This window comes from Prochlorococcus marinus str. MIT 0918, assembly GCF_027359415.1.
Classification (GTDB): Bacteria; Cyanobacteriota; Cyanobacteriia; order PCC-6307; family Cyanobiaceae; genus Prochlorococcus_E; species Prochlorococcus_E marinus_C.
The window spans coordinates 201555-222686 of the sequence record NZ_CP114780.1 but is presented as its reverse complement, the minus strand read 5'-3'; the positions used below and the strand labels follow the sequence as shown (position 1 = coordinate 222686).

Genomic DNA, 21132 nt, shown 5'->3' with positions numbered 1-21132 from the left:
AATGAAAAAAGCTAAATCTCATCCAGCAATTCTAATTGGAAAAGGATTACCTGAATTTGAAAACATAAGTCCTAAAGACATTGAGAAATATATTCCTATTCTATTAAAAAATTTAAATATAGATTTAAATCATTTAGAAATTAAGTTTATAGAATTTATAAATACTAATAAACCTTTAAGTTGGGACGAGATAATTACTCCAATAAGTGAAATAGAAGAAAAGCTTAGATGGAGTTGGGGAGCTGTATGTCATTTAAATGGAGTATGTAATTCAACAGAATTAAGAAAGGCATATTCTTCTCAACAACCCAGTATCGTTCGTTTTAACAACCGACTTGGACAAAGTGAAGCAATTTTTAAAGTACTTTCAAAACTTTCTCTTTCTCAAAGCAGCCAAAGCTCATTAAATAAAACACAACAAAGAATTATAAATTCAGAGTTATTATCTATGAAACATCGAGGTGTAGGTCTTATAGGAAGAGACAAAGAAACCTTTAATAGCAATAGTGAACGTTTGGCAGAATTGTCTACTGTTTTCAGCAACAATGTTTTAGATGCTACAAAAAAATGGACCCTACTTTTAACAAAACCTGATGAAATTGATGGTTTACCTAAACGTAGTCTTGAGGCTATGTCAAAAGCCGCCAAAGAAGCTGCAAAGTCAACAGGCGACTCTATTGAAAGCAACCCTGATAAAGGGCCTTGGCTACTAGGTTTAGACATACCAACTTATATATCTTTTATGACATATTCAAATAACAGGTCTTTGCGTGAAACCCTATATAAAGCCTTTATAAGCAGAGCAAGCTCTGGAGAAATTAGTAATAATAATATTATCGAGCAAATTCTTATTCTAAGAAAACAACAAGCACAATTACTTGGATATAACAACTGGGCCGAGGTAAGCCTTGCCAACAAAATGGCTAAAAATGTTACTGAAGTTGAAAAATTACTAGAAGAGCTTAGGAAGGCTGCAATGCCTACTGCAAAAATGGAACTAAATAGGCTACAGAGTTTTGCTGCAAAAAACACTGCAGATAATGATTTCCAGCTATCTCCCTGGGATATAAGTTTCTGGTCAGAAAAACTTAGAAAAAAGATTTATAATCTTGATCAAGAATCACTTAGACCTTGGTTTCCTTTACCACAAGTACTTGATGGATTGTTTAAACTTTGTGAAAGGTTATTTGAAATTACGATAAGTCCTCAAACTGATTCATATCCTACATGGAATAAAGATGTCAAATTATTCAATGTTTTAGATAAAGACAACTGCCATATTGCCTCATTTTATTTAGATCCATATATACGACCAGCTAGTAAACGAGGAGGGGCTTGGATGGATGAATGTCTAATTAAACAAAGATTAAAAAACGGGGATCTTGTTTTACCTGTAGCTTATTTAATTTGCAATCAAACGCCTCCCGTTGGGGCTTCGCCAAGTCTTATGAGTTTCGAAGAAGTGAAAACACTTTTCCACGAATTTGGTCATGGTCTGCAACATATGCTTACTACTGTTGAATACCCAAAAGCAGCTGGTATTAACAATGTTGAATGGGATGCTGTAGAGCTTCCTAGTCAATTTATGGAAAATTGGTGCCTTGATAAAAAAACAATAAAGAATATCGCAAGACATTGGGAAACAAAAGCTCCTCTACCAGATAATGAACTTGAAAAACTAAGAAAAAACCAAACTTTTAATACAGGTCTAGCTACCCTTAGACAAATACATTTTGCACTTACAGATATAAAATTGCATAGTGAATGGGATAAAAGTATTGGGACGAAACCTGATGAATTAAGAAGGGATATAGCCAAAACAACAACTGTTATGGAGCCTATACCTGAAGATAATTTATTATGTTCATTTAGCCATATCTTTGCAGGTGGATATTCAGCAGGTTATTACTCCTACAAATGGGCAGAGGTTTTAAGTTCAGATGCCTACTCAATGTTTGAAGAAGCTGGTTTAGACAATGAAGAAGAAGTCCAAGCTATTGGGAAAAAGTTTAGGGATACAATTCTTAGCCTTGGAGGCAGTAGATCACCAGAAGAAATATATAAAGATTTTAGAGGCAGGAGCTCAAGTACAGAAGCATTAATTAGGCATTGTGGGCTTACAGGGAGTGCCAACAAATAAATCATTTATAAGTATTCTAATCGCTTTTGGATGTTTAATTAAAGCTTTATGATTGAAAACAGGAATAGAGATAGAAGGGCCTACTGGTAAAACTCCTGAAAGCCCTGGGATCACCATAAGATCCCAAAAACAGTAATAACTCCTACAATTAATACATTTAAGGTTTCGAGAGTTATCATTTAACGATTTAATAAATTGGCTCATTAATTTCATTTCTGCTATTCCAGGGAAAAATGAAGTTGGTACAAACTGAGCTGTAAGTGTTCCATTATGAGGAGTACCAACACTAAAGAAACGAGAAGTTCTCTCAAACCCCCTTAATTCTTGGAGCCAAACTCTACTAATCAATCCTCCCATAGAAAAACCAAGTATATCTATAACCAAATCTGAACCAAATTGGCTATTGATTTTTTTATCCAATTCAATAGCTAACTGTCTAATAGATACTCTCCCAAGGTCATGTGGTAAATGTGGCGCAAATAAAAAAGAAGGATCTTGATTTAGTTGAAGTACTAAAGCATGAAAAAGATCAGGAGTGTTCCATAAACCATGAACCATTACCAATGGGCGCTTTAATATTGACACGATTATCTAATCACACTTGAAATTTCTTGTCCTTCTTATTGAAACGCTTCCACTAAAACCATGAATAGGTGGAAAACACTTTTGCAATGTAATTTGGATTGGGACAGAGCCATATATATTTTCAATCTGATTCAAAATCTGTTCGCTAAAGTATTCAATTGTCATGCAATTAATATCTAACGCTAATTGCTGAATTTTTTGAACTGCAAGGCTATAGTCAACAGTATTTATAAGATTGTCTCCTTTTACTGCATTTTCAACATCAATCCAAATAATAAAGTCAAGTAAAAACCTTTGTCCTAAAAGACGTTCTTCTTCTAAGACACCGACGTGTGCCCAAAGGTTAAGGCCATCTACTTGAATAGAACTCTCCAAATTTAAACAATTCAAGCTTACAAGTCCCGATGAGAAAAAGATTTTTTTGCATCAGAATAATCAGCCGCTATATGGCCTTCTCCTTCCAAAAAATATCTATAAGTAATTAAACCTTCTAATCCAACTGGCCCTCTAGGGGGTAATATTTGAGTGCTAATACCAACTTCGGCGCCAAAGCCATAACGAAAACCATCAGCAAATCGTGTAGAGCAATTATGATAAACACCTGAGCTGTCAACTGATAATAAAAACTTAGTCGCTGTTTCCTTATTTCTTGTCGCAATAGCATCTGTGTGTTTGGAACTATAACAACGTATATGAGATAAAGCTTCATCAAGAGATGAAACAACTTTTATTGATAGCTTTAATTCAAGATATTCAGTAGACCAGTCGTTATCTTCAGCTTTATGTTTAACACCAAGTTCTAAGGAATGTGTATCACCAAGCAGAAGAACACCTAACTTTTCAAACGCTGGTATTCCATTCTTTAGGAATGAGGGTGCAATATCTTTATGTAAAAGTAATGTCTCTATAGCATTACACGCAGCTGGGTATTGACACTTACTATCAATTGCTATTTTCAAAGCCTGGTCTATATCTGCCTCTGAATCTACATAAAGATGACAAATCCCATCTGCATGGCCTAAAACTGGTATACGAGTGTTTTCTTGAATAAATTTAACCAACTCATTACTCCCCCTAGGAATAATTAAATCAACAAGATGATCTAAACGAAGTAAGCTTAAACTCTCTTCTCGGGTAGTTAATAAACATATAGACTCTGAACAAACATCAGTATTAACTAACCCTTCTTTTAAGGCATTTACAATGACCTTATTTGTAAGTTGCGCCTCACTACCTCCTTTAAGAATAACTCCATTTCCAGAGCGAATAGCAAGAGAAACAATCTGCATTACTGCATCTGGCCTCGATTCAAAAATAACCCCTAGCACTCCTAAGGGAACAGTGATTCTTTGTAATATAAGCCCTGAATCCAATTCACGATGTAGTTGTCTTAAACCAACGGGGTCCGGTAATAACGCAACTTGTCTTACACCTTCAATAGATTCTTTCAACTTGTCATGATTTAGTTTTAATCTTGCCAATAATGCTGGAGCAAGACCAGCATGTTCAGATCTGCGTAGATCGTCTATATTTGCATCTACAATCTCTTGAGCTCTCGCACTCAAGGCATCAGCCATTGAGTTTAAAGCTTTCTTTCTTTGTTCATTGCTACATCTTGAAAGAGCTATTGAAGCATTCTTCACCTCAAATGCACGCTTAAGTAAATCACTTGTAGGACTAGGGACTGAAGTTTGATTGTTCATTAGATTCTTACTTGTTTGTATTTTCCTTAAAAAAAAGCATATAACATATAATAATTATAAAAACTTTTAAAGATATTCATAATAATCAGGAGTTAAAGATTTTTTCAACCTTATAAAAAGAAAATTGAAACATCTTCTATTAATGCAAAAGACTTTTTCTTGAAAATCACTACCTTCCTTTTAAGTCGTATTTCCAACCAATCTGCTAAAGGGACTTCATCCCACCCTGCCCAAACTGAACAAGATTGGATTTTTCTTCTCTTATGATCAATTTCACCAGGAAATGCTAGGGAGATAAAATCAACAGAGGATTCTTTATCGATCAAATCGACTGCTTCACATGCCAACACAGTTAGAGCCCCTGGAGTTAAGGGCGAGGAAAAGCCAAAGTCTCTTTCAAAGTGCTTATTATCATTCATAATAAAATTATATGTTTTTAGCACACACCTGCCTACATCAACTCCTATTAATTGTCGATATTTTTCGATCATCTATTAATATCTCACAAATAATTCTAATTGGCTCTTCCAATTACCATTCTTATCTAAAGAGCCTAATACTCCAAGATTCGGGTTGAATTGGTATGTAATAGTACCTTGGGGTGGAATATCTTTACGGTTTGGAGTCGTCTGAATTGAAAAATTAATTTTTTCTGACAAATCCAATCCAACTTCAGCTATCCAAGCTTGTTGAGGAGATAGGTCATCAGAAGAAGTCTCAGATGTAGTCATTTGATTATCTTCATTGTCTTCATTATCTTCGTTAGCAGCCTTTGAATTACTAACATAAGCAGGGTATAAAGAGACTTGTATTCGTTCGCTAAAAGCTCCACTTAAGTTTCCTAATACAGGTGAAAGGAATGATCTATTTAATAAGTCAACTAAGACCTCCCTTTCACTTCCACTCATAAGCATAGTCAATGAGTTACCACCTATAAGGTCAAGAAGTTGACTTCTAGGCAAAGGAGGTGAACTACGTAATTGGAAATTATCTGCTACACGATCAGCTGGACCAGTGGCTATTAATTCTACTTTTACAAATCTAGAACCTCCTATACCAACAGACCCAGCACCATTTAACGCCAAATCATTCGAAGATTCTAATTGACTTGGCTCTTGAATAACATCTGCAACACGACTAGTCATTGTTATATCTAAATAAGGGATCAGTCCCATAGAAGGAGCAAATAAAGCAATGTTTGGTTCTCCTTTATCAAGATCAAATGTTGTTGTAAATAAATTGACCCGTCCTTTTAGTAGACGCACAAGACCTCGCAATGCAAAATCGTCAGATAGTCCTCCATCTAGAATCAATGATCCTGTAGTGTTAAAACTAGCTATAGGTTGAGAAACTATTCGAAGATCTGGGCCTAGATTAAGCTTCAAATTATCAAAACTTATAGACGATAAACTCTTGGGAATTCCTGTATTCAGAATCTTAGTCGCCGTTGAATCTTGATCTTGAATAAAAAGTAACAGAGGGTCTTTATAATCCCAAGTTTGTTCAGGCAATCTGGTTCTTGTATAGAATTTATTTTCTTTTACAGAAGATTTTTGTTTCTGTACTGATCCCTTCTTCCCAGAGCGTGATCGTTTAGTAGATATCGATCCATCTTCAATTCTCATTTCCCCAGCAAGTATTGGCTTTAAAATTGAACCTTTAATTTTAAGTTTTGAAGAAACTTTAAAATCTAAGTTTTGTTGATTTATTTTTACATCTGTAAGATCTACATTTAAGACTTCTTGGGTTTCCTGATCATCTCTAAATATAGACATGGAGCCTTGAGATTTTATTGTTCCTATAGGACCTAGATTTGCATCTAATTTCTGTACTTCTAAACGATTGAAATCAAAAACTATTTGACTGGAGAAATTTTCAACTAACTTATTATCCAAGAGAAACTTACCTTCTTTAATAACTAAATAACCATTAGCAATTGGCTTTAATAGAGTACCTCTAACCAATAATTTAAGATCTATATTACCTGATTCCCATGCAAATACCCCTCCAGAAAGTCCATCAAATATACTAAGTCCGTCACCATGACTTTCAACTTTAATATCAAAAGGAAGGCTTGGAGACAAAGGAATGTCTCCATGAATAGAGACATTCTCCTTAGAAGAAACACCTTTAATAGCTATGTCGGCTCTAACAACAGAGTTGGCTATATAAAGGTCCCCCTTTTCTAATAGAAATTCCTTATCTGCAAAACTTGCATCAGCCAATACAAGTTCGGCAGTAATCTCTGGATATTTTTTCTTATAGATATAACTACCAGATAGGCCAAACATACCTCCTAAAGAAGAAGGCGTCGGAATAAATAAAGTTAACATTGAAAAAGGAATATTTATTAAAGAGAAGTTGCCACTTCGTTTTAGAGCTGTGGATCTGAATGTAGCTGTAAAAGGCTTAATCTTAACTCCATTATCCCTATCCCCCTTGAGCCAAGTTTTCCCGGAAGCCAACATATCAAGTTTAAGGTCAGATAACATAGAGCCTTCTAATTTTGCTTTTATATCTACTTCACCTTTGAGCTTAGATGGATCGACAATCTTTTTACTAGCATTTTTCCTTTTATATTTTTCTAAAAACACTCTTGATATATCCCAATTACTTAATTGACTGTCTAACGAACTCTTTTGTGAAAGGATTGAAATTCTCTTCAAATCCTCTGCGCTCCCTTTGGCGAACTGGGGGCTTAAATTGTTTTGGAGTATTTTCATACTGCTATCTGTCAACCAATTAGGAGTTATTCCTTTTGCAATTGCATTTCCTTTAAACGAACCGCCAATTCTCCCATTAACATCAATTAATATTTTTCCTTTATCTGGAGGAATTATTTCGCCATTTAAAGAGTAATTTTTCCCTGAATAATTACCTTTAATTGTTGCTTCTTTTAAATTAACTCCAAAAAGCCTAGGGAACCTATAAGTTAACTTTCCATCAATAAGAAAAGGATCTATCTCTATACTTCCATTCCCTAATAACTTCCCAAAAGTGCGCTTAAAACTCTTTTCAGGAGGCAATGCTACTTCTAAACGATCAAGCCTAAAGTTATCTGCTTCCCAACTATAACCTTTTTGATTAGCAGTTAAAGATATTTTTCCGCCTAATCTATTAATTTGTAAATCTTTTAATGACCAATCCTTCTGTAGCGTTGCCTCTAATTTACCTGGGACAGCCGGAGTCATAGAAGTCATTTTAAGACTTGCTCCCTTACCTGATAAAGACTTAAAGTTTCCCTGCCATTTTTCCTGTAATCTAATTAAATTTATTTGAGGATTTTCTACCTCTAGAGAAAGTTCACTATCCAACGATGAAAGAGGCCCACTGATAGTGCCATTAGTAGATATATTTCCTCCAACTGAAGTTCCCAGCATAGAACTTAAGGAACTTATTGGAAATTTATCTAACTCTAGTTGTGCAAATAATTCACCAAAAGAAAACCCATTCCTACCAATAGATAAAGGCAAATTCGCATCTATATTCAATGGGGTATTGGACTCATATTTAGATCTAATGGATGAAATTAAATTGATATTATAGGTTGATGGTTGGCTAATAGGCATATAAGCATTTAAATCAAAATCCCAATTGCCATAGTTTATTCTAGTGGTTGGAAAGACAATTTTTCTATCTATACAATTAATACCTGAGTATTCTGTAGATAAAGATCTATTTTTTACTACCGTAGAAGTTAAGTCTAAATCATCAAAAAACATATTGCCTCTACATAAAATACTGGCTCCTTGTAACCCAAATTGAATATCCGAGTTAATTCTTCCATTAGCTATTAGATTATATTTATTGAATATTATGGATTGAAAGTTATCTAACCCAAAGTTTTTAAATCTTGCTCTAGCTTTAAAACTTAATTGATTCAAATGCCCGCTTCCCTTTAAACTAAATGATTCATTATTTGGAAATAAGAAAGATAATGTTCCTTTAACTTTCTTCTCTAACAGTAATATTGATGCTTTGCCAGAAGTTTTAACTTCGGTTTTTCCTGAATCAAGAAATATACTAGAAGCTTCATCTATTCTAATTCTTATATCTAAATTAGGAGTACTACCATTCTCTCTATCTCCTAGTACCCAATAAGAACCTGATTCATTAGGGTTTAAAAATAACTTCGCTTGATTAATGCTAAATATTAATACTGGACGCCAGGAAAAAAGACTAGAAATTGGAGCAAATTGAACTTTTAAGCCCGAAAGTTTTGCACTAGATGTATCTTCCTCGCCTTGTAACAACTCAGAAGATCCAATGGAAAAACCCCAAGGTCGTAAGCCTTGATATGAGCCGATTTTTATTGGATGACCAAGGTTCTGAGAAAACTGCCTTTCAAGGCCAGGGCGAGACTTATTAAAGAATGTTTTAAAAAAATGATTAGTTGCTATAGATATTGCACAGCCGCCAGAAACTAATAAAGCTCCAAAAAGCCAAATCTTTTTAATTTTTGTTGGTTTAATTTTCACTCCTTTAGAACTTTTATATCTTTTAGGGAGCAGACGAACTATAAGGAGTGAAAGGACTCTTAACCAGCAAATGTCAATTTCTCAATTTCTTCAAGAAGTAACTACCTGGCTCGCGTGGTCAGGACTAGGCCTTGGCATACTTACAATAATTGCATTTTTAATCAAATGGGGGGCAAAGTTCAGGCTAGTTGGGGCAACGATTTTTACACTACTTCTGTCTGGAAGCTGTTGGGCTTTTCAACAAAGTTATACACCACCTGTGACAGTTGAAGGAGCAATGTCAATTCCTGTTGTATATGACAATGGAGGCGATTTAGTCGTGGCTCAGGCTACTGAAGATTTTCCTAAGGAAGCTATAAAGCCAACGCTAGAACAAATTGCTGGAAATCTAAAGGGAGGTGGAAGAAATGGTTCAAATGTAACTGTACGTATTAGAAAATTAGAAGCAAAAGGTGAAGGATTAAGTCAACCTGTAATTCTTGGAGAAGTTACGAGAGATTCATTTAACAATGTTTCTATACCTATCATTAAGCAAAAAACAATCAACCCATTAGAAATAGATTTTTCAAATGATGATATTGCAGGAGAACAATTTAATCCTGAAAATGATTTATCAGATTTATTAGATGATAATAATATGAAAATCAATGATATCAATTAAATTAACAATTTAATTATTAAGAATATTTTCTTTCATAGTTTTATTAAAATGAATAGATTTACTAATTTCTTAGAAAAGGTCCAATCGTAAAAACTTGGGCTCATTTAGCAAGGTTATAAGCAAAAATAGCAATGAAATCACAAAAGTTTTATAAACAAGAGTAATATAAAGTCAAGTTAAACAATTAATCCTATATTACTAATGCGCTATTTAACTCCCTTATTAATAGCCTCTTCATTGCTATCACCACAATTTGCTTATGGACAATCAAAACTACTAGAGAATGTAAAAAGGAATCCTAAAGAAGCTATTGCTTTATGCCAAAAATTTAGAGGTCTTAATTCAAGAGGCATATCATCAGGATCTAAAGAGGTAATTGAAGAACTTAGCCGTGAAAAGAACTTATCATTTACTGATGCTGAGATACTAAGTATCTATGTTATTGCAATGAACTGTCCTGAAATAAAGTAATTAACAACAAGTGTTTTCAGTTAATTACCACGATAAATCTTTAATTCTTAAAGATGGTGTAAAACTTAGTTCAAGGATATGGCAGCCCATTGAAGAAGGTCCATGGCCAGCACTCTTAATGAGACAGCCATATGGAAAACAAATCGCTTCTACAGTGACATATGCTCACCCATCCTGGTGGGCGAGCCAAGGCTATTTAGTAGTTATCCAAGACGTTCGCGGACAAGGTTCTTCAGAAGGAGAATTTTGCGGGTTTGAGCAAGAGGCTTCAGATACAACACAAACTCATAAATGGATCAGGTCATTACCAGAATGCAATGGCCTATTAGGCACTTATGGTTTTTCCTATCAGGGGCTTACTCAATTGCTAGGAGAGCTAAATAGTCAGCCCCCAGATTGCCTTGCCCCAGCGATGACAGGAATTCACGAAGGTGAACATTGGAGTTGCGAAGGAGGAGCGTTTTGGTGGGACATTGGTATTTTATGGGGGCTTCAATTAGCTTCACAAAAACTTCTTAGAAAAAAAGACCATAAAGCTTGGAATGAAATAAGAGAAAGTCTAGAAAAAGGGGAATATTTACGAAATGGAGCCGATTTATTAAAAAAACATGACCCAACAGGAATGGCATCTAAATGGCTATTAATTTCAGAAAACAATTGTCAAGAATGGAAAGTTCATAAACCATTGAAATCATGGTTAAGTCAGCCAATGATTTTGATTGGCGGGTGGAAGGATCCTCATTTAAAAGGAATCTTAACGATTTACGAAGACTCGTTACGGGAAGGAGGCTCTCCAGAACTACATATAGGTCCGGCATCTCATCTTGATTGGTGGGAAGGAACCAATCTAATTCAGCTGAATTTCTTTAATAAACACCTAAAATTAAATAAAACAATAGACAAAAAGCCCTTAAAAAGAATATGGAATATAACCAATAATTCTTGGCATACATGTAATCAATCACATGAACCAAAAAATAAAAATAATTGGGTTCTTTGCTCTAGAGGATTAGCCTGCTCAAATACTCAAGAAGGGACTATAGAGTCAGCATTAAATGGCAAAGGAGAAATACATATTGTTCATGACCCTTGGAGACCTGTCCCTAGCATAGGAGGGCATTTGTGTTCTATCCCAGAAGGAAATGATCGATCTAAAATTGACCAAAGAGGAGATGTGGCTACTTTCACCAGCTTGCCATTCACAACAAAAAGGCTTATTGAAGGTATTCCTAAACTTAAATTGGCAGCAAAATCAGACACAAAAGGATTTGATCTTTGTATTGCTTTATCAATAATTTATAAAAACGACTTAAAAGTCAATCAGCTTTCCACAGGTGTATTACGAATAAGAGGAGATGAATCTCAAACTAATTTAAATAGAGAAATAACATTACAAGCACTTTTTGCTGATTTTCCAAAAGGATCTCAATTGCGTTTATCAATCTCAGGGGCATCATGGCCAGCAATAGCAATTAATCCAGGGACCAACCAACATAAATGTGGTCCCCCTTCTCCAGATTGCTTGATTACAACAATTTCAATAGATCTTTCTAAATCTAAACTCTCTATCAAGCCTTTTTTTCTTAAATAAGTTCCCAAGACCACCTCCAATCAGATAAGCTCCTCTTTCTATTCGCTCTTTATGTTATGTCCCCCAGTATTACTATGGACTGGATGGCAGGCGAAGGGCAAAAACTTGCAGAATGTCGACATGAAAATCCTTTCAGTGTCCTTGGCCCTCAAGCATATGAAAAGAAATGGATAGTTAGGGTATGGATGCCTGAAGCTGACGAAGTAAATCTTATTTTAAACAATCAAAAAACAATCCTGACAAACCTTAATCATCCATGGATATTTGAAGCACTTTTAGAAGAAAACCCTGGAGTCGACTATCAGTTATTTATTAAAAGAGGTGGAATTTCTCACACTCAAAAAGACCCATGGGCATTCAGAAAAGAGTGGATGGGGGAAATTGACAGGCATCTTTTTGCCGAAGGCAATCATCACCACATTTGGCGTCGAATGGGTGCTCATAAAACTAATATAGAAGGGACTGATGGTGTAATGTTTTGTTTATGGGCACCTAATGCAAAAAGTGTCTCTGTAATTGGAAATCTAAATTCATGGGATGGAAGACATCATCCCATGCAAAAACGTCTTGGTGGAATTTGGGAGCTTTTTATACCTGGCCTAAATAAAGGTGATCTATATAAATATGAAATTCGTACACAAGAAGGGCATTGCTATCAAAAAGCAGATCCATATGGTTTTCAACATGAAGTCAGACCAGCTCAAAGCTCAATAATTTCTTCTTTAGATGAATATGAATGGAAAGATGAAAAATGGATATCTGAAAGAGACAAAACTGATCAACTTAATAAACCAATTTCAGTCTATGAAATGCATCTAGGAAGTTGGTTGCATGCATCAAGTAATGAGCCTTTTAAAGAAAAAGATGGATCTTCAAGAAAACCCGTACCTGCTGCAGATTTAAAACCAAACTCAAGGTTATTAACTTATTCAGAACTAACTGAAAAACTAATCCCTTATGTAAAAGCAAGAGGTTTTACTCATATTGAATTAATGCCGATATCAGAGCATCCATTTGATGGGTCTTGGGGATATCAAGTAACTGGATGGTATGCCCCAACTAGCAGATATGGCAATCCAAACGAATTTCGTGCTTTTGTTGATAAATGTCATTCTGAAGGAATAGGTGTAATTCTTGATTGGGTGCCAGGACATTTTCCTAAAGATGAACATGGGCTTGCTTATTTCGATGGCACACATCTTTATGAATATTCAGATCCGCGTATAGGTGAACACAAAGAATGGGGGACATTGATATTTAATTACAGCAGAAATGAAGTACGTAATTTTCTTGTAGCAAATCTCGTGTACTGGTTTGAACAATTCCATATAGATGGAATAAGGGTAGATGCTGTTGCATCAATGCTTTATAAAGATTATTTAAGACCAGATGGGGAATGGATTCCTAATGAAGATGGAGGAAATGAAAATTTCGAAGCCGTTAAATTCTTACAACAAGCTAATCATGTTCTTTTTGAACATTTCCCTGGTGCTCTTTCAATTGCAGAAGAATCAACTACTTGGAAAGGTGTAACCGACCCTACTGATATTGGAGGTTTAGGTTTCAACTTAAAATGGAACATGGGTTGGATGCACGATATGCTCGACTACTTTGAAATAGATCCTTGGTTTAGACAATTCCATCAAAATAACGTTACTTTTTCAATTTGTTATAACTACACGGAAAATTTCATGCTCTCGCTAAGTCATGATGAAGTTGTTCATGGAAAAAGTCATCTATTACACAAAATGCCAGGAGATGACTGGAAGAAATATGCAAATACCAGAGCTTTACTAGCATATATGTGGACACATCCTGGCAAAAAAACCATATTCATGGGTATGGAATTTGGGCAAAGACAAGAATGGAATGTTTGGGACGATCTTCAATGGGAACTGCTAGAATATGATCCCCATAAAGGTGTTAGAAACTTAATTGATGATTTAAATTCTTTATATAAATCTCAACCAGCCCTATGGAGAGATGACTTTAAAGAGTATGGCTTCCAATGGATTGATTGCAAGGATAATAGAAACTCAGTAATTAGTTTCATGAGAAGAGAAAGTTCAACAGGAGAGTGGCTAATAATTATTGCAAATTTCACTCCTGAATCTCATCAAAACTATAAAGTTGGTGTCCCTGTACAAGGTTATTACCAAGAAATTTTTAATACTGATTCTTCTAGATATGGTGGCTCAAATACTGGAAATCTAGGAGGGAAGTTTACCCAGGGTTGGAATATTCATAATTATGAAAATGCTCTCGATCTCTCTCTCCCACCATTAAGCGTTTTAATTCTCAAGCACGACAAGAGAAAATCATCTAAAAACTCTAAGCAGGGAGATATGATCTAAAAAATATTATGATCTGGACAATAAACCCAAGAGAAATCCAAAAACGTGTGAAGAAGATGCGCTCTAATCAAAATTATTTGACTATTAGAGTTCATGCTCCAGTAAATTTTTGATTAATCGGCATCACGAATGACTGAATCCCTTCCATTGTTGCTCCGTGCTGCTCGGGGTGAATCAGTAAGCAGACCTCCTGTATGGATGATGCGTCAAGCAGGCAGGTATATGAAGGTCTACAGAGAGCTAAGAGAAAAATACCCTAGCTTTCGCGACAGATCAGAAAACCCTGATTTGTCATATGAAATATCCATGCAGCCTTTTCTAGAATTTGAACCTGATGGTGTAATTCTCTTCTCAGATATTCTTACCCCACTTCCTGGAATGGGAATTGACTTTGATATCGTTGAAAGCAAAGGTCCACTAATAAACAATCCAATACGTAATTTTGACCAAGTTAAAGCATTAAATCCCTTAGAACCAAAGGCATCTCTTCCTTTTGTAGGAGAGGTTTTAGGAAGGTTGAGAGAAAGCGTTGGCAATAAAGCTGCTGTTTTAGGTTTTGTAGGAGCTCCTTGGACACTTGCCGCTTATGTTGTTGAAGGGAAAAGCAGCAAAAATTATTCAGTTATAAAAGCAATGGCATTTAAAGAGCCAGAGTTATTGCATATGCTGTTGGATCATTTTGCCGTATCAATAGCAAATTATTTGAATTTTCAAATTGATTCAGGAGCTCAAGTTGTTCAAATGTTCGATTCTTGGGCAGGTCAATTAAGCCCTATTGATTACGACACATTTGCCGCACCATATCAAAAAAAAGTTGTAGATCTTGTAAAGCAAGTTCATTCTGATACTCCATTTATTTTATATATTTCTGGCAGTGCAGGTGTTATAGAAAGAATGGCCTCTACTGGGGTAGATATAGTTTCACTTGACTGGACGGTAGATATGGCAGAAGGATGCACAAGACTTCCAAAAGATATCGGAATACAAGGCAACGTTGACCCAGGCCTTCTTTTTGGATCTCCAGAAATAATTAGAAGCAGAATCATAGATACTGTAATAAAAGCCAAAGGAAGAAAACATATTCTTAATCTTGGTCATGGCATTCTTCCAGGTACTCCTGAAGAAAACGCAAGAGTTTTCTTCGAAACAGGCAAAAACATCAATGAACTAATAGCTAAAATTTGAACAACGCTATAATTCTTATAACTGGAGCAAGTGGTTGTGTAGGTCAATACACATCTTCCTGGCTATTAAGAAATACAAATGCGAAATTACTTTTATGGCTTAGAGATCCAAAAAAATTAACCTCTATAGATCAATCTAATCCTAGAATAAAGTTACTTATAGGTGACTTAAGAAATCCCACTCTCTTTGCAAAAGAAATTTTTAGTGCAACTCATGTTATTCATACAGCCACAGCTTGGGGGGATATCAAAAGAACCAATGAAGTGAATATAATTGCTGTAAAAAAATTATTATCTTCATTAAACCCAGAAATCCTTGAAAAGTTTGTATATTTCTCAACCGCAAGTATTCTTAATAAAAACCTAAAGCCTCTTCCAGAGGCAGTTAAATATGGGACAGAATATATACAAACAAAGGCAAAGTGCTTGCAAGAACTAGAAGAGCATAAGCTTTCTTCAAAAATAATCGCTGTTTTCCCTACACTTGTTTTTGGGGGGAAATTCGACAGCACAGGAATTTTTCCATCAAGCTATTTAACTCAAGGTTTAAAAGAAGCTTTTAATTGGCTTTGGCTTGCTAGATGGTTTAAAGGGTTTTCAAAATTTCACTTCATTCATGCTGAAGACATAGCCTCTGTATGTGGTCATTTGTTGAATGAGAATTTATTGATTTCTAAAAATAATTCACAAAAGATTCCTAAATTTGTTCTTGGCCAACCTTTAATCTCAATTGATCAAGCTATCAAAACTCTCTTGAAATGGAAAGGAATGCATCAAACTCCAAGAATTCCTTTATGGGGATGGTTAATAGAGGGACTTGTTACTTTCTTACCAATAAAAATTAATGCTTGGGATCGCTTTAGTATTAAGCAACGTCATTTCATTCATGTACCTGTTACAAATCCCGAAGCCTTTGGAAATATTAGTTATGCCAAAACATTTAATGAAATTCTTTATAAATCTGAAGCTCCAAGAGGTAAAAAGCCTATTAAGCAGGTAAGATAATATATATATATAAAGAACCAAATGTTTTCAATGCTACGTTCATTAGTTGCTATGAGCTTTGCACTGCTTTTAGTACTTGTCTTTGGCGTCAACTCAGTACAAGCTAAAACAGTAGAAGTAAAACTAGGAACAGATGCAGGAATGCTAGCCTTTGAGCCAAGCTCTGTAACCATTAGCACAGGTGACTCAGTAAAGTTTGTGAATAATAAACTTGCTCCTCACAATGCTGTTTTTGAAGGTCACGATGAGTTAAGTCATCCTGATTTAGCATTTGCTCCAGGTGAATCATGGGAAGAAACATTCACATCAGCTGGAACTTATGATTACTACTGTGAGCCTCATAGAGGTGCTGGAATGGTAGGAAAAGTTGTAGTTCAATAAAAAAGTTAAACCTCTTAAAAAAGCTAGTTAGATTAATTTCCAACTAGCTTTTTTTATGCACTTTTATATTTTTACTTACTATTTCGAATAATTTAATTATATTTATATAAAATATATCTACTGGTTAGAGATATTCCAGCAAGGAAATTGATCTTACGAAATAACCGAATAGGCATAGTTACCTCTCTATAAAAATTCGGTTTACCCTCTATAGAATAAAAGCCTGTATGAGGATAATTAAATAATCTATAGGGATAGAGTAATGGAGTTTATTCCTGAAAATTTTACAGAACATTCTTGGTCATCCATTATTTTTTCACAAGAACTAGCGAAAGAGTTTTTTCAACAATATATAGAAACTGAACATCTCTTACTGGCAATTATAGAAAAGAGTGATCTTGTAAAAAGAATATTGGAAAAAGAAAAAGCCTCTATTGCATCTATCAAAAAGTCTATATATAAGTTTAAGGATCTTCAGCCTAAGATGAAGGTAGTTCCAAAAGAAGTATTTATAGGCAAAAACCTTCAAATTACATTAAATGAAGCTAATCAAATCAAAGAGTCTTATAATGATGAATTTATTGCTATAGAACACCTTCTAATAGCATTAGTAAAAGACCAAAGAATCTGCAAAGAAATACTTAATAGTGAAAAAATAGATAAACACACACTTATTTCAAGAATCAATGAAATCAGAGGCAATCAAAAAGTGACTGATCGAAACCCAGAATCAAAATATGAATCACTAATAAAGTTTGGAAGAGATCTCACACTAGAAGCTAGTGAAGGGAAACTCGACCCTGTAATAGGAAGAGATGAAGAGATAAGACGAACTATTCAAATATTAAGTAGAAGAACTAAAAATAACCCTGTTTTAATTGGTGAGCCAGGTGTAGGGAAAACTGCAATAGTTGAAGGACTAGCTCAGAGAATAGTTAATGGAGATGTTCCTTCTGCACTTGAAAATCGTCAATTAATTGCTCTGGACATGGGGGCTCTTATAGCAGGTGCAAAATATCGAGGCGAATTCGAAGAAAGATTAAAAGCTGTATTGAAAGAAGTCACATCATCAGAAGGTAAGGTAGTACTTTTCATTGATGAAATTCATACAGTTGTAGGAGCGGGGGCTACTGGGGGTGCCATGGATGCAAGCAACCTTTTAAAGCCGATGCTTGCAAGGGGAGAGTTAAGGTGTATCGGTGCAACAACATTAAATGAACATCGACAACATATTGAAAAAGATGCTGCATTAGAGAGAAGATTCCAACAAGTAATTATTAATCAGCCTTCCATTGAAGATACTATTTCGATACTTAGAGGTCTTAAAGAAAGATATGAAGTTCATCATGGAGTAAGAATTTCAGATAACGCTCTAGTAGCTGCTGCTGTTCTAAGTGATAGATATATTGCAGATCGTTTCTTACCTGATAAAGCTATAGATCTTATTGATGAATCAGCATCTAAATTAAAAATGGAAATAACTTCTAAACCAGAAGAAGTTGATGAAATTGATAGACGAATAATTCAATTACAAATGGAAAAACTTTCGTTAGGGAGAGAATCTAATGATGCTAACCAAAATAAATTAATGCAAATTGAGCAAGACTTAAAAGACTTAACAGAAAAACAAATATATCTAAGTGAACAATGGAAAAGAGAAAAAAATACAATAAACGAGATTTCTACAATTAAAGAAGAAATAGAGAAGACTCAGCTTCAAGTTGAACAAGCTAAAAGGAATTATGATCTAAATAAGGCTGCTGAACTTGAGTATGGCATACTTGATTCCTTACAAAAGGATCTAAAAATCAAAGAGGATGCTTTACTTTTTGATACTACAAATAATGAAAAGAAATTCTTATTACGTGAAGAAGTAACTGAAAATGACATTGCTGAAATTATTTCAAAATGGACAGGAATTCCAATCACAAAGCTTGCGAAATCTGAAATTGATAAACTTATAAATCTTGAGCAAGCACTTTCAGAAAAAGTCATTGGTCAAGATGAAGCAGTAAATTCAATTTGCAATGCCATACAACGTTCAAGAACAGGATTAAGTGATCCAAATAAACCTATAGCAAGCTTCTTATTTTTGGGTCCAACAGGTGTGGGCAAGACAGAATTATCTAAATCTTTAGCTTATGAATTATTTGACAGTGAACAATCAATGATACGTATAGACATGTCAGAATATATGGAGAAACATACTGTAAGTCGTTTAATCGGAGCACCTCCTGGATATATAGGTTTTGAAGCAGGTGGTCAATTGACAGAAGCCATTAGAAGGAATCCTTATTCTGTAATTTTATTTGATGAAATAGAAAAAGCACACAGTGACATATTAAATATTATGCTTCAGATACTAGATGAAGGAAGAGTAACTGACGGTCAAGGGAAAACAATTAATTTTAAAAATACAATAATTATATTAACAAGTAATATTGGCAGTCAATTAATTATAGATTTCAATAAATCAAATGGAAACTATAATAAACTTAAACAAATAGTTAAGGAAGAAGTTATAAAAAATTTCAAGCCCGAATTTATTAACAGATTAGATGAGCAAATACTTTTTAAAAGTTTAGGTAAAGAGCAATTGAATAAGATTGTGCTTTTACAGTTGAATAGAATCAATAAAAGATTAGAAGATAAAAGTTTGAATATTAATTTCAATCAGAGTGTAATTGAATGGATAGTGTCTAAAGGTTATGATCCTTCATATGGTGCAAGAACTATTAAAAGGACACTTCAATCAGAAGTAGAAAATAACTTGGCAAAGTTAATCTTAAAAAATAAATTTGGTCAAAAGTCAACAATCAACTTAGATATAAAGAATGATGAGCTTACTTTTAATTAATTCTTTGATTCAAAACAACTATGAAGGCAAGCTATCAAGACTAAATCTATATCCCTGTTGCCTAACTGTTGTAATTCCACCTCCATCACCCAGGCCAGCCTGTTCAAGTTTTCTTCTCAAAGTTAGCACTTGAGTATCTACTGATCGTGGTCCACCACTAAAAGGTGGCCAAGCCATTCTTAATAGCTCATGCCTACTTCTAACCATGCCTGGGGGCATAAGGAGGGCACAAAGCAAAGCAAACTCTCTAGGACTTAATTCAACAGGTTTTTCTCTAAGGGTTACTTGACGAAGAAGCAAATGGACCTCAAGAGGGCCAACAGTCACTCTTTCCTGAAGACCTATACGGCCTCTTTTTAATAAAGTTCTACATCTAGCTGCTAATTCTTCAAGCCCGAAAGGTTTACGTAAAACATCATCTGCTCCATCATCTAATAAACCTACTAATGTTTCCACTCCTGCTCTAGCTGTTAAAACCATTACTGGACAGCCAAGCTGCTGTCCTAGATTTAAAGCTGAACTTTGCTCTAGGAGTTCAGCACTAACTAATAAATCAGGTGATTGGTCTCTACATAAATCAATTGCTTCTGCCACTGAACCAACCGCCGCAGCAAGATGACCATCCTGCCTAAGTCTTTGAACAAGAACAGTCCGCAATGTGGGATGAGGCTCAACAACAAGAACTCTCGATGGAGACTGAGTAGTTGGCTGAAGAGAGGCACCACCTAATGAGGGCTGTGAACTTTGTTCTTCAGAAAGTAGATCTGGAGTTAATGTCACAAGCCGAAACCAAGTTGTTTTAAGATAACTAATCCAGTGCCCAACTGTAAGAAATACCTAAAGATCATCGCAAAATGACATCCCAAGTTTTTGAGCATCCAGAATGTATAAAGCATTTTCAATCAATATGCGATGCGTGTCAGCAACTTATCAATACTTTTCACACACCTTCAGAATTGAAGCTCTATACAGATGGGTATTTAGATGCTCTTAGAAAAGAAAGGGCACTAAGTAGCAAAGATCAAGAAAAACTTGAAAAACTTGTCCTGCAATGGATAATGGACCCTTCTAGTTTTGTAGGACCCGATGGTGATTTAAATAATCTTTATTTTCAAAAAGAAATTTGAAGTGAATTATGAGGCAAGTGCGATTTCAATTTTTTCGCGAAGTTCTCCTGAGTTATACATCTCAATCAAAATATCAGATCCTCCTAAAAACTCCCCTTTTAAATAAATCTGAGGAATTGTTGGCCAATTAGAAAAGTCTTTGATGCCTTGTCTAATTTCCATATCAGAAAGAACATCAAAAGTCTCGAAATCTAACCCAAGAGAATTAAGGATTTGCACCACATTATTTGAGAAACCGCATTGTGGCATCAATTTAGTTCCCTTCATAAAAACCATTATTGGATTGGAATTGATTAAATCCTCAATTCGTTTTTGTGTACCCATCTCCATAATAAAAAAAAAATAAGATAGCTAAGGGGTAGAAGTTTTTAAAGCCAATGCATGAATGGCTTCTGTAGCAAGCTCATCTTTAAGAGCTTTATAAATTAATTGATGTTGCTGGACTCTTGTCAGTCCTATAAATGCTGAAGATACAACATTTACATTCAAATGATCACCACCACCTCCACTCAAATCCTCAACATCAACCTGGGCATCTGGGAGTGCCTCTTGTATTGACGAAATCACTTCTTCAGAATGAACCATATCATTAACA

18 protein-coding genes are annotated in these 21132 nt (G+C 34.9%); 10 read left to right on the top strand and 8 right to left on the bottom strand.

All coding sequences use genetic code 11. The annotated features are described in order from the left end of the window. The first annotated feature begins 1 nt into the window (after position 1). Positions 2-2140 carry a M3 family metallopeptidase gene (locus O5636_RS01280; RefSeq protein ID WP_269622820.1) on the top strand — a complete coding sequence of 713 codons (2139 nt, stop codon included), beginning with the start codon at positions 2-4 and terminating at the stop codon, positions 2138-2140. Here the strand turns inward: O5636_RS01280 and O5636_RS01275 are convergent. The 5 genes from O5636_RS01275 to O5636_RS01255 all read right to left on the bottom strand — a co-directional run bounded on the left by O5636_RS01275 (position 2099) and on the right by O5636_RS01255 (position 8906). Further along, positions 2099-2725, bottom strand: coding sequence for an esterase/lipase family protein (locus tag O5636_RS01275; protein ID WP_269622819.1), 627 nt, complete (start codon positions 2723-2725; stop codon positions 2099-2101). The two genes, O5636_RS01280 and O5636_RS01275, sit on opposite strands and share 42 nt — an antisense overlap. A 6-nt stretch (positions 2726-2731) precedes the next feature. Next, positions 2732-3100: a dihydroneopterin aldolase gene (gene folB, locus O5636_RS01270; RefSeq protein ID WP_269622818.1), complete on the bottom strand. Its 369-nt coding sequence runs from the start codon at positions 3098-3100 to the stop codon at positions 2732-2734. Between the two features lie 17 nt (positions 3101-3117). After that, complete coding sequence (locus O5636_RS01265; RefSeq protein ID WP_269622817.1) at positions 3118-4428, bottom strand: glutamate-5-semialdehyde dehydrogenase; 1311 nt, start codon at positions 4426-4428, stop codon at positions 3118-3120. Positions 4429-4538: 110 nt separating this feature from the next. After that, positions 4539-4919 (bottom strand): hypothetical protein, encoded by a 381-nt coding sequence (locus O5636_RS01260; protein WP_269622816.1) that lies wholly within the window; start codon positions 4917-4919, stop codon positions 4539-4541. Between the two features lie 3 nt (positions 4920-4922). Next, positions 4923-8906 (bottom strand): translocation/assembly module TamB, encoded by a 3984-nt coding sequence (locus O5636_RS01255; RefSeq protein WP_269622815.1) that lies wholly within the window; start codon positions 8904-8906, stop codon positions 4923-4925. 70 nt (positions 8907-8976) lie between these two features. On the opposite strand from O5636_RS01255, the gene O5636_RS01250 reads away from it, so the two are divergent. The 8 genes from O5636_RS01250 (at position 8977) to clpB (ending at position 19410) form a co-directional block, all read left to right on the top strand. Continuing rightward, entirely contained in the window at positions 8977-9567 is a 591-nt protein-coding gene (locus O5636_RS01250; protein WP_332299710.1) for a Ycf51 family protein, read from the top strand. Between the two features lie 201 nt (positions 9568-9768). Continuing rightward, positions 9769-10038, top strand: coding sequence for a hypothetical protein (locus tag O5636_RS01245; RefSeq protein ID WP_269622814.1), 270 nt, complete (start codon positions 9769-9771; stop codon positions 10036-10038). A 10-nt stretch (positions 10039-10048) separates the two neighbouring features. Further along, a complete protein-coding gene (locus tag O5636_RS01240) occupies positions 10049-11629 on the top strand; it encodes a CocE/NonD family hydrolase (protein WP_269622813.1) in 1581 nt (526 codons plus the stop codon). 56 nt (positions 11630-11685) lie between these two features. Then, positions 11686-13983 carry a 1,4-alpha-glucan branching protein GlgB gene (gene glgB / locus O5636_RS01235; RefSeq protein WP_269622812.1) on the top strand — a complete coding sequence of 766 codons (2298 nt, stop codon included), beginning with the start codon at positions 11686-11688 and terminating at the stop codon, positions 13981-13983. Positions 13984-14112: 129 nt separating this feature from the next. Beyond that, a complete protein-coding gene (gene hemE / locus O5636_RS01230) occupies positions 14113-15168 on the top strand; it encodes a uroporphyrinogen decarboxylase (protein WP_269622811.1) in 1056 nt (351 codons plus the stop codon). Continuing rightward, positions 15165-16172: an NAD-dependent epimerase/dehydratase family protein gene (locus O5636_RS01225; protein WP_269622810.1), complete on the top strand. Its 1008-nt coding sequence runs from the start codon at positions 15165-15167 to the stop codon at positions 16170-16172. The genes hemE and O5636_RS01225 overlap by 4 nt, the downstream gene beginning before the upstream one ends. A gap of 21 nt (positions 16173-16193) precedes the next feature. Beyond that, complete coding sequence (gene petE / locus O5636_RS01220; RefSeq protein WP_269622809.1) at positions 16194-16553, top strand: plastocyanin; 360 nt, start codon at positions 16194-16196, stop codon at positions 16551-16553. Positions 16554-16815: 262 nt separating this feature from the next. Further along, on the top strand, positions 16816-19410 hold the full coding sequence (clpB, locus tag O5636_RS01215) for an ATP-dependent chaperone ClpB (RefSeq protein WP_269622808.1): 2595 nt from the start codon (positions 16816-16818) through the stop codon (positions 19408-19410). A gap of 18 nt (positions 19411-19428) precedes the next feature. Here clpB and O5636_RS01210 read toward each other — a convergent pair whose 3' ends face one another. Continuing rightward, a complete protein-coding gene (locus O5636_RS01210; RefSeq protein WP_269622807.1) occupies positions 19429-20190 on the bottom strand; it encodes a response regulator transcription factor in 762 nt (253 codons plus the stop codon). Positions 20191-20264: 74 nt separating this feature from the next. Between O5636_RS01210 and O5636_RS01205 the strand changes: the two genes are divergently transcribed. After that, the gene (locus tag O5636_RS01205) at positions 20265-20537 is read left to right on the top strand and encodes a DUF6761 family protein (protein ID WP_269622806.1); all 273 of its coding nucleotides are present in this window, start codon (positions 20265-20267) and stop codon (positions 20535-20537) included. Positions 20538-20543: 6 nt separating this feature from the next. On the opposite strand, the gene grxD is transcribed toward O5636_RS01205, so the two are convergent. After that, positions 20544-20867, bottom strand: coding sequence for a Grx4 family monothiol glutaredoxin (grxD, locus tag O5636_RS01200; protein ID WP_269622805.1), 324 nt, complete (start codon positions 20865-20867; stop codon positions 20544-20546). 21 nt (positions 20868-20888) lie between these two features. Then, complete coding sequence (locus O5636_RS01195; RefSeq protein WP_269622804.1) at positions 20889-21122, bottom strand: BolA family protein; 234 nt, start codon at positions 21120-21122, stop codon at positions 20889-20891. Positions 21123-21132: the final 10 nt, after the last annotated feature.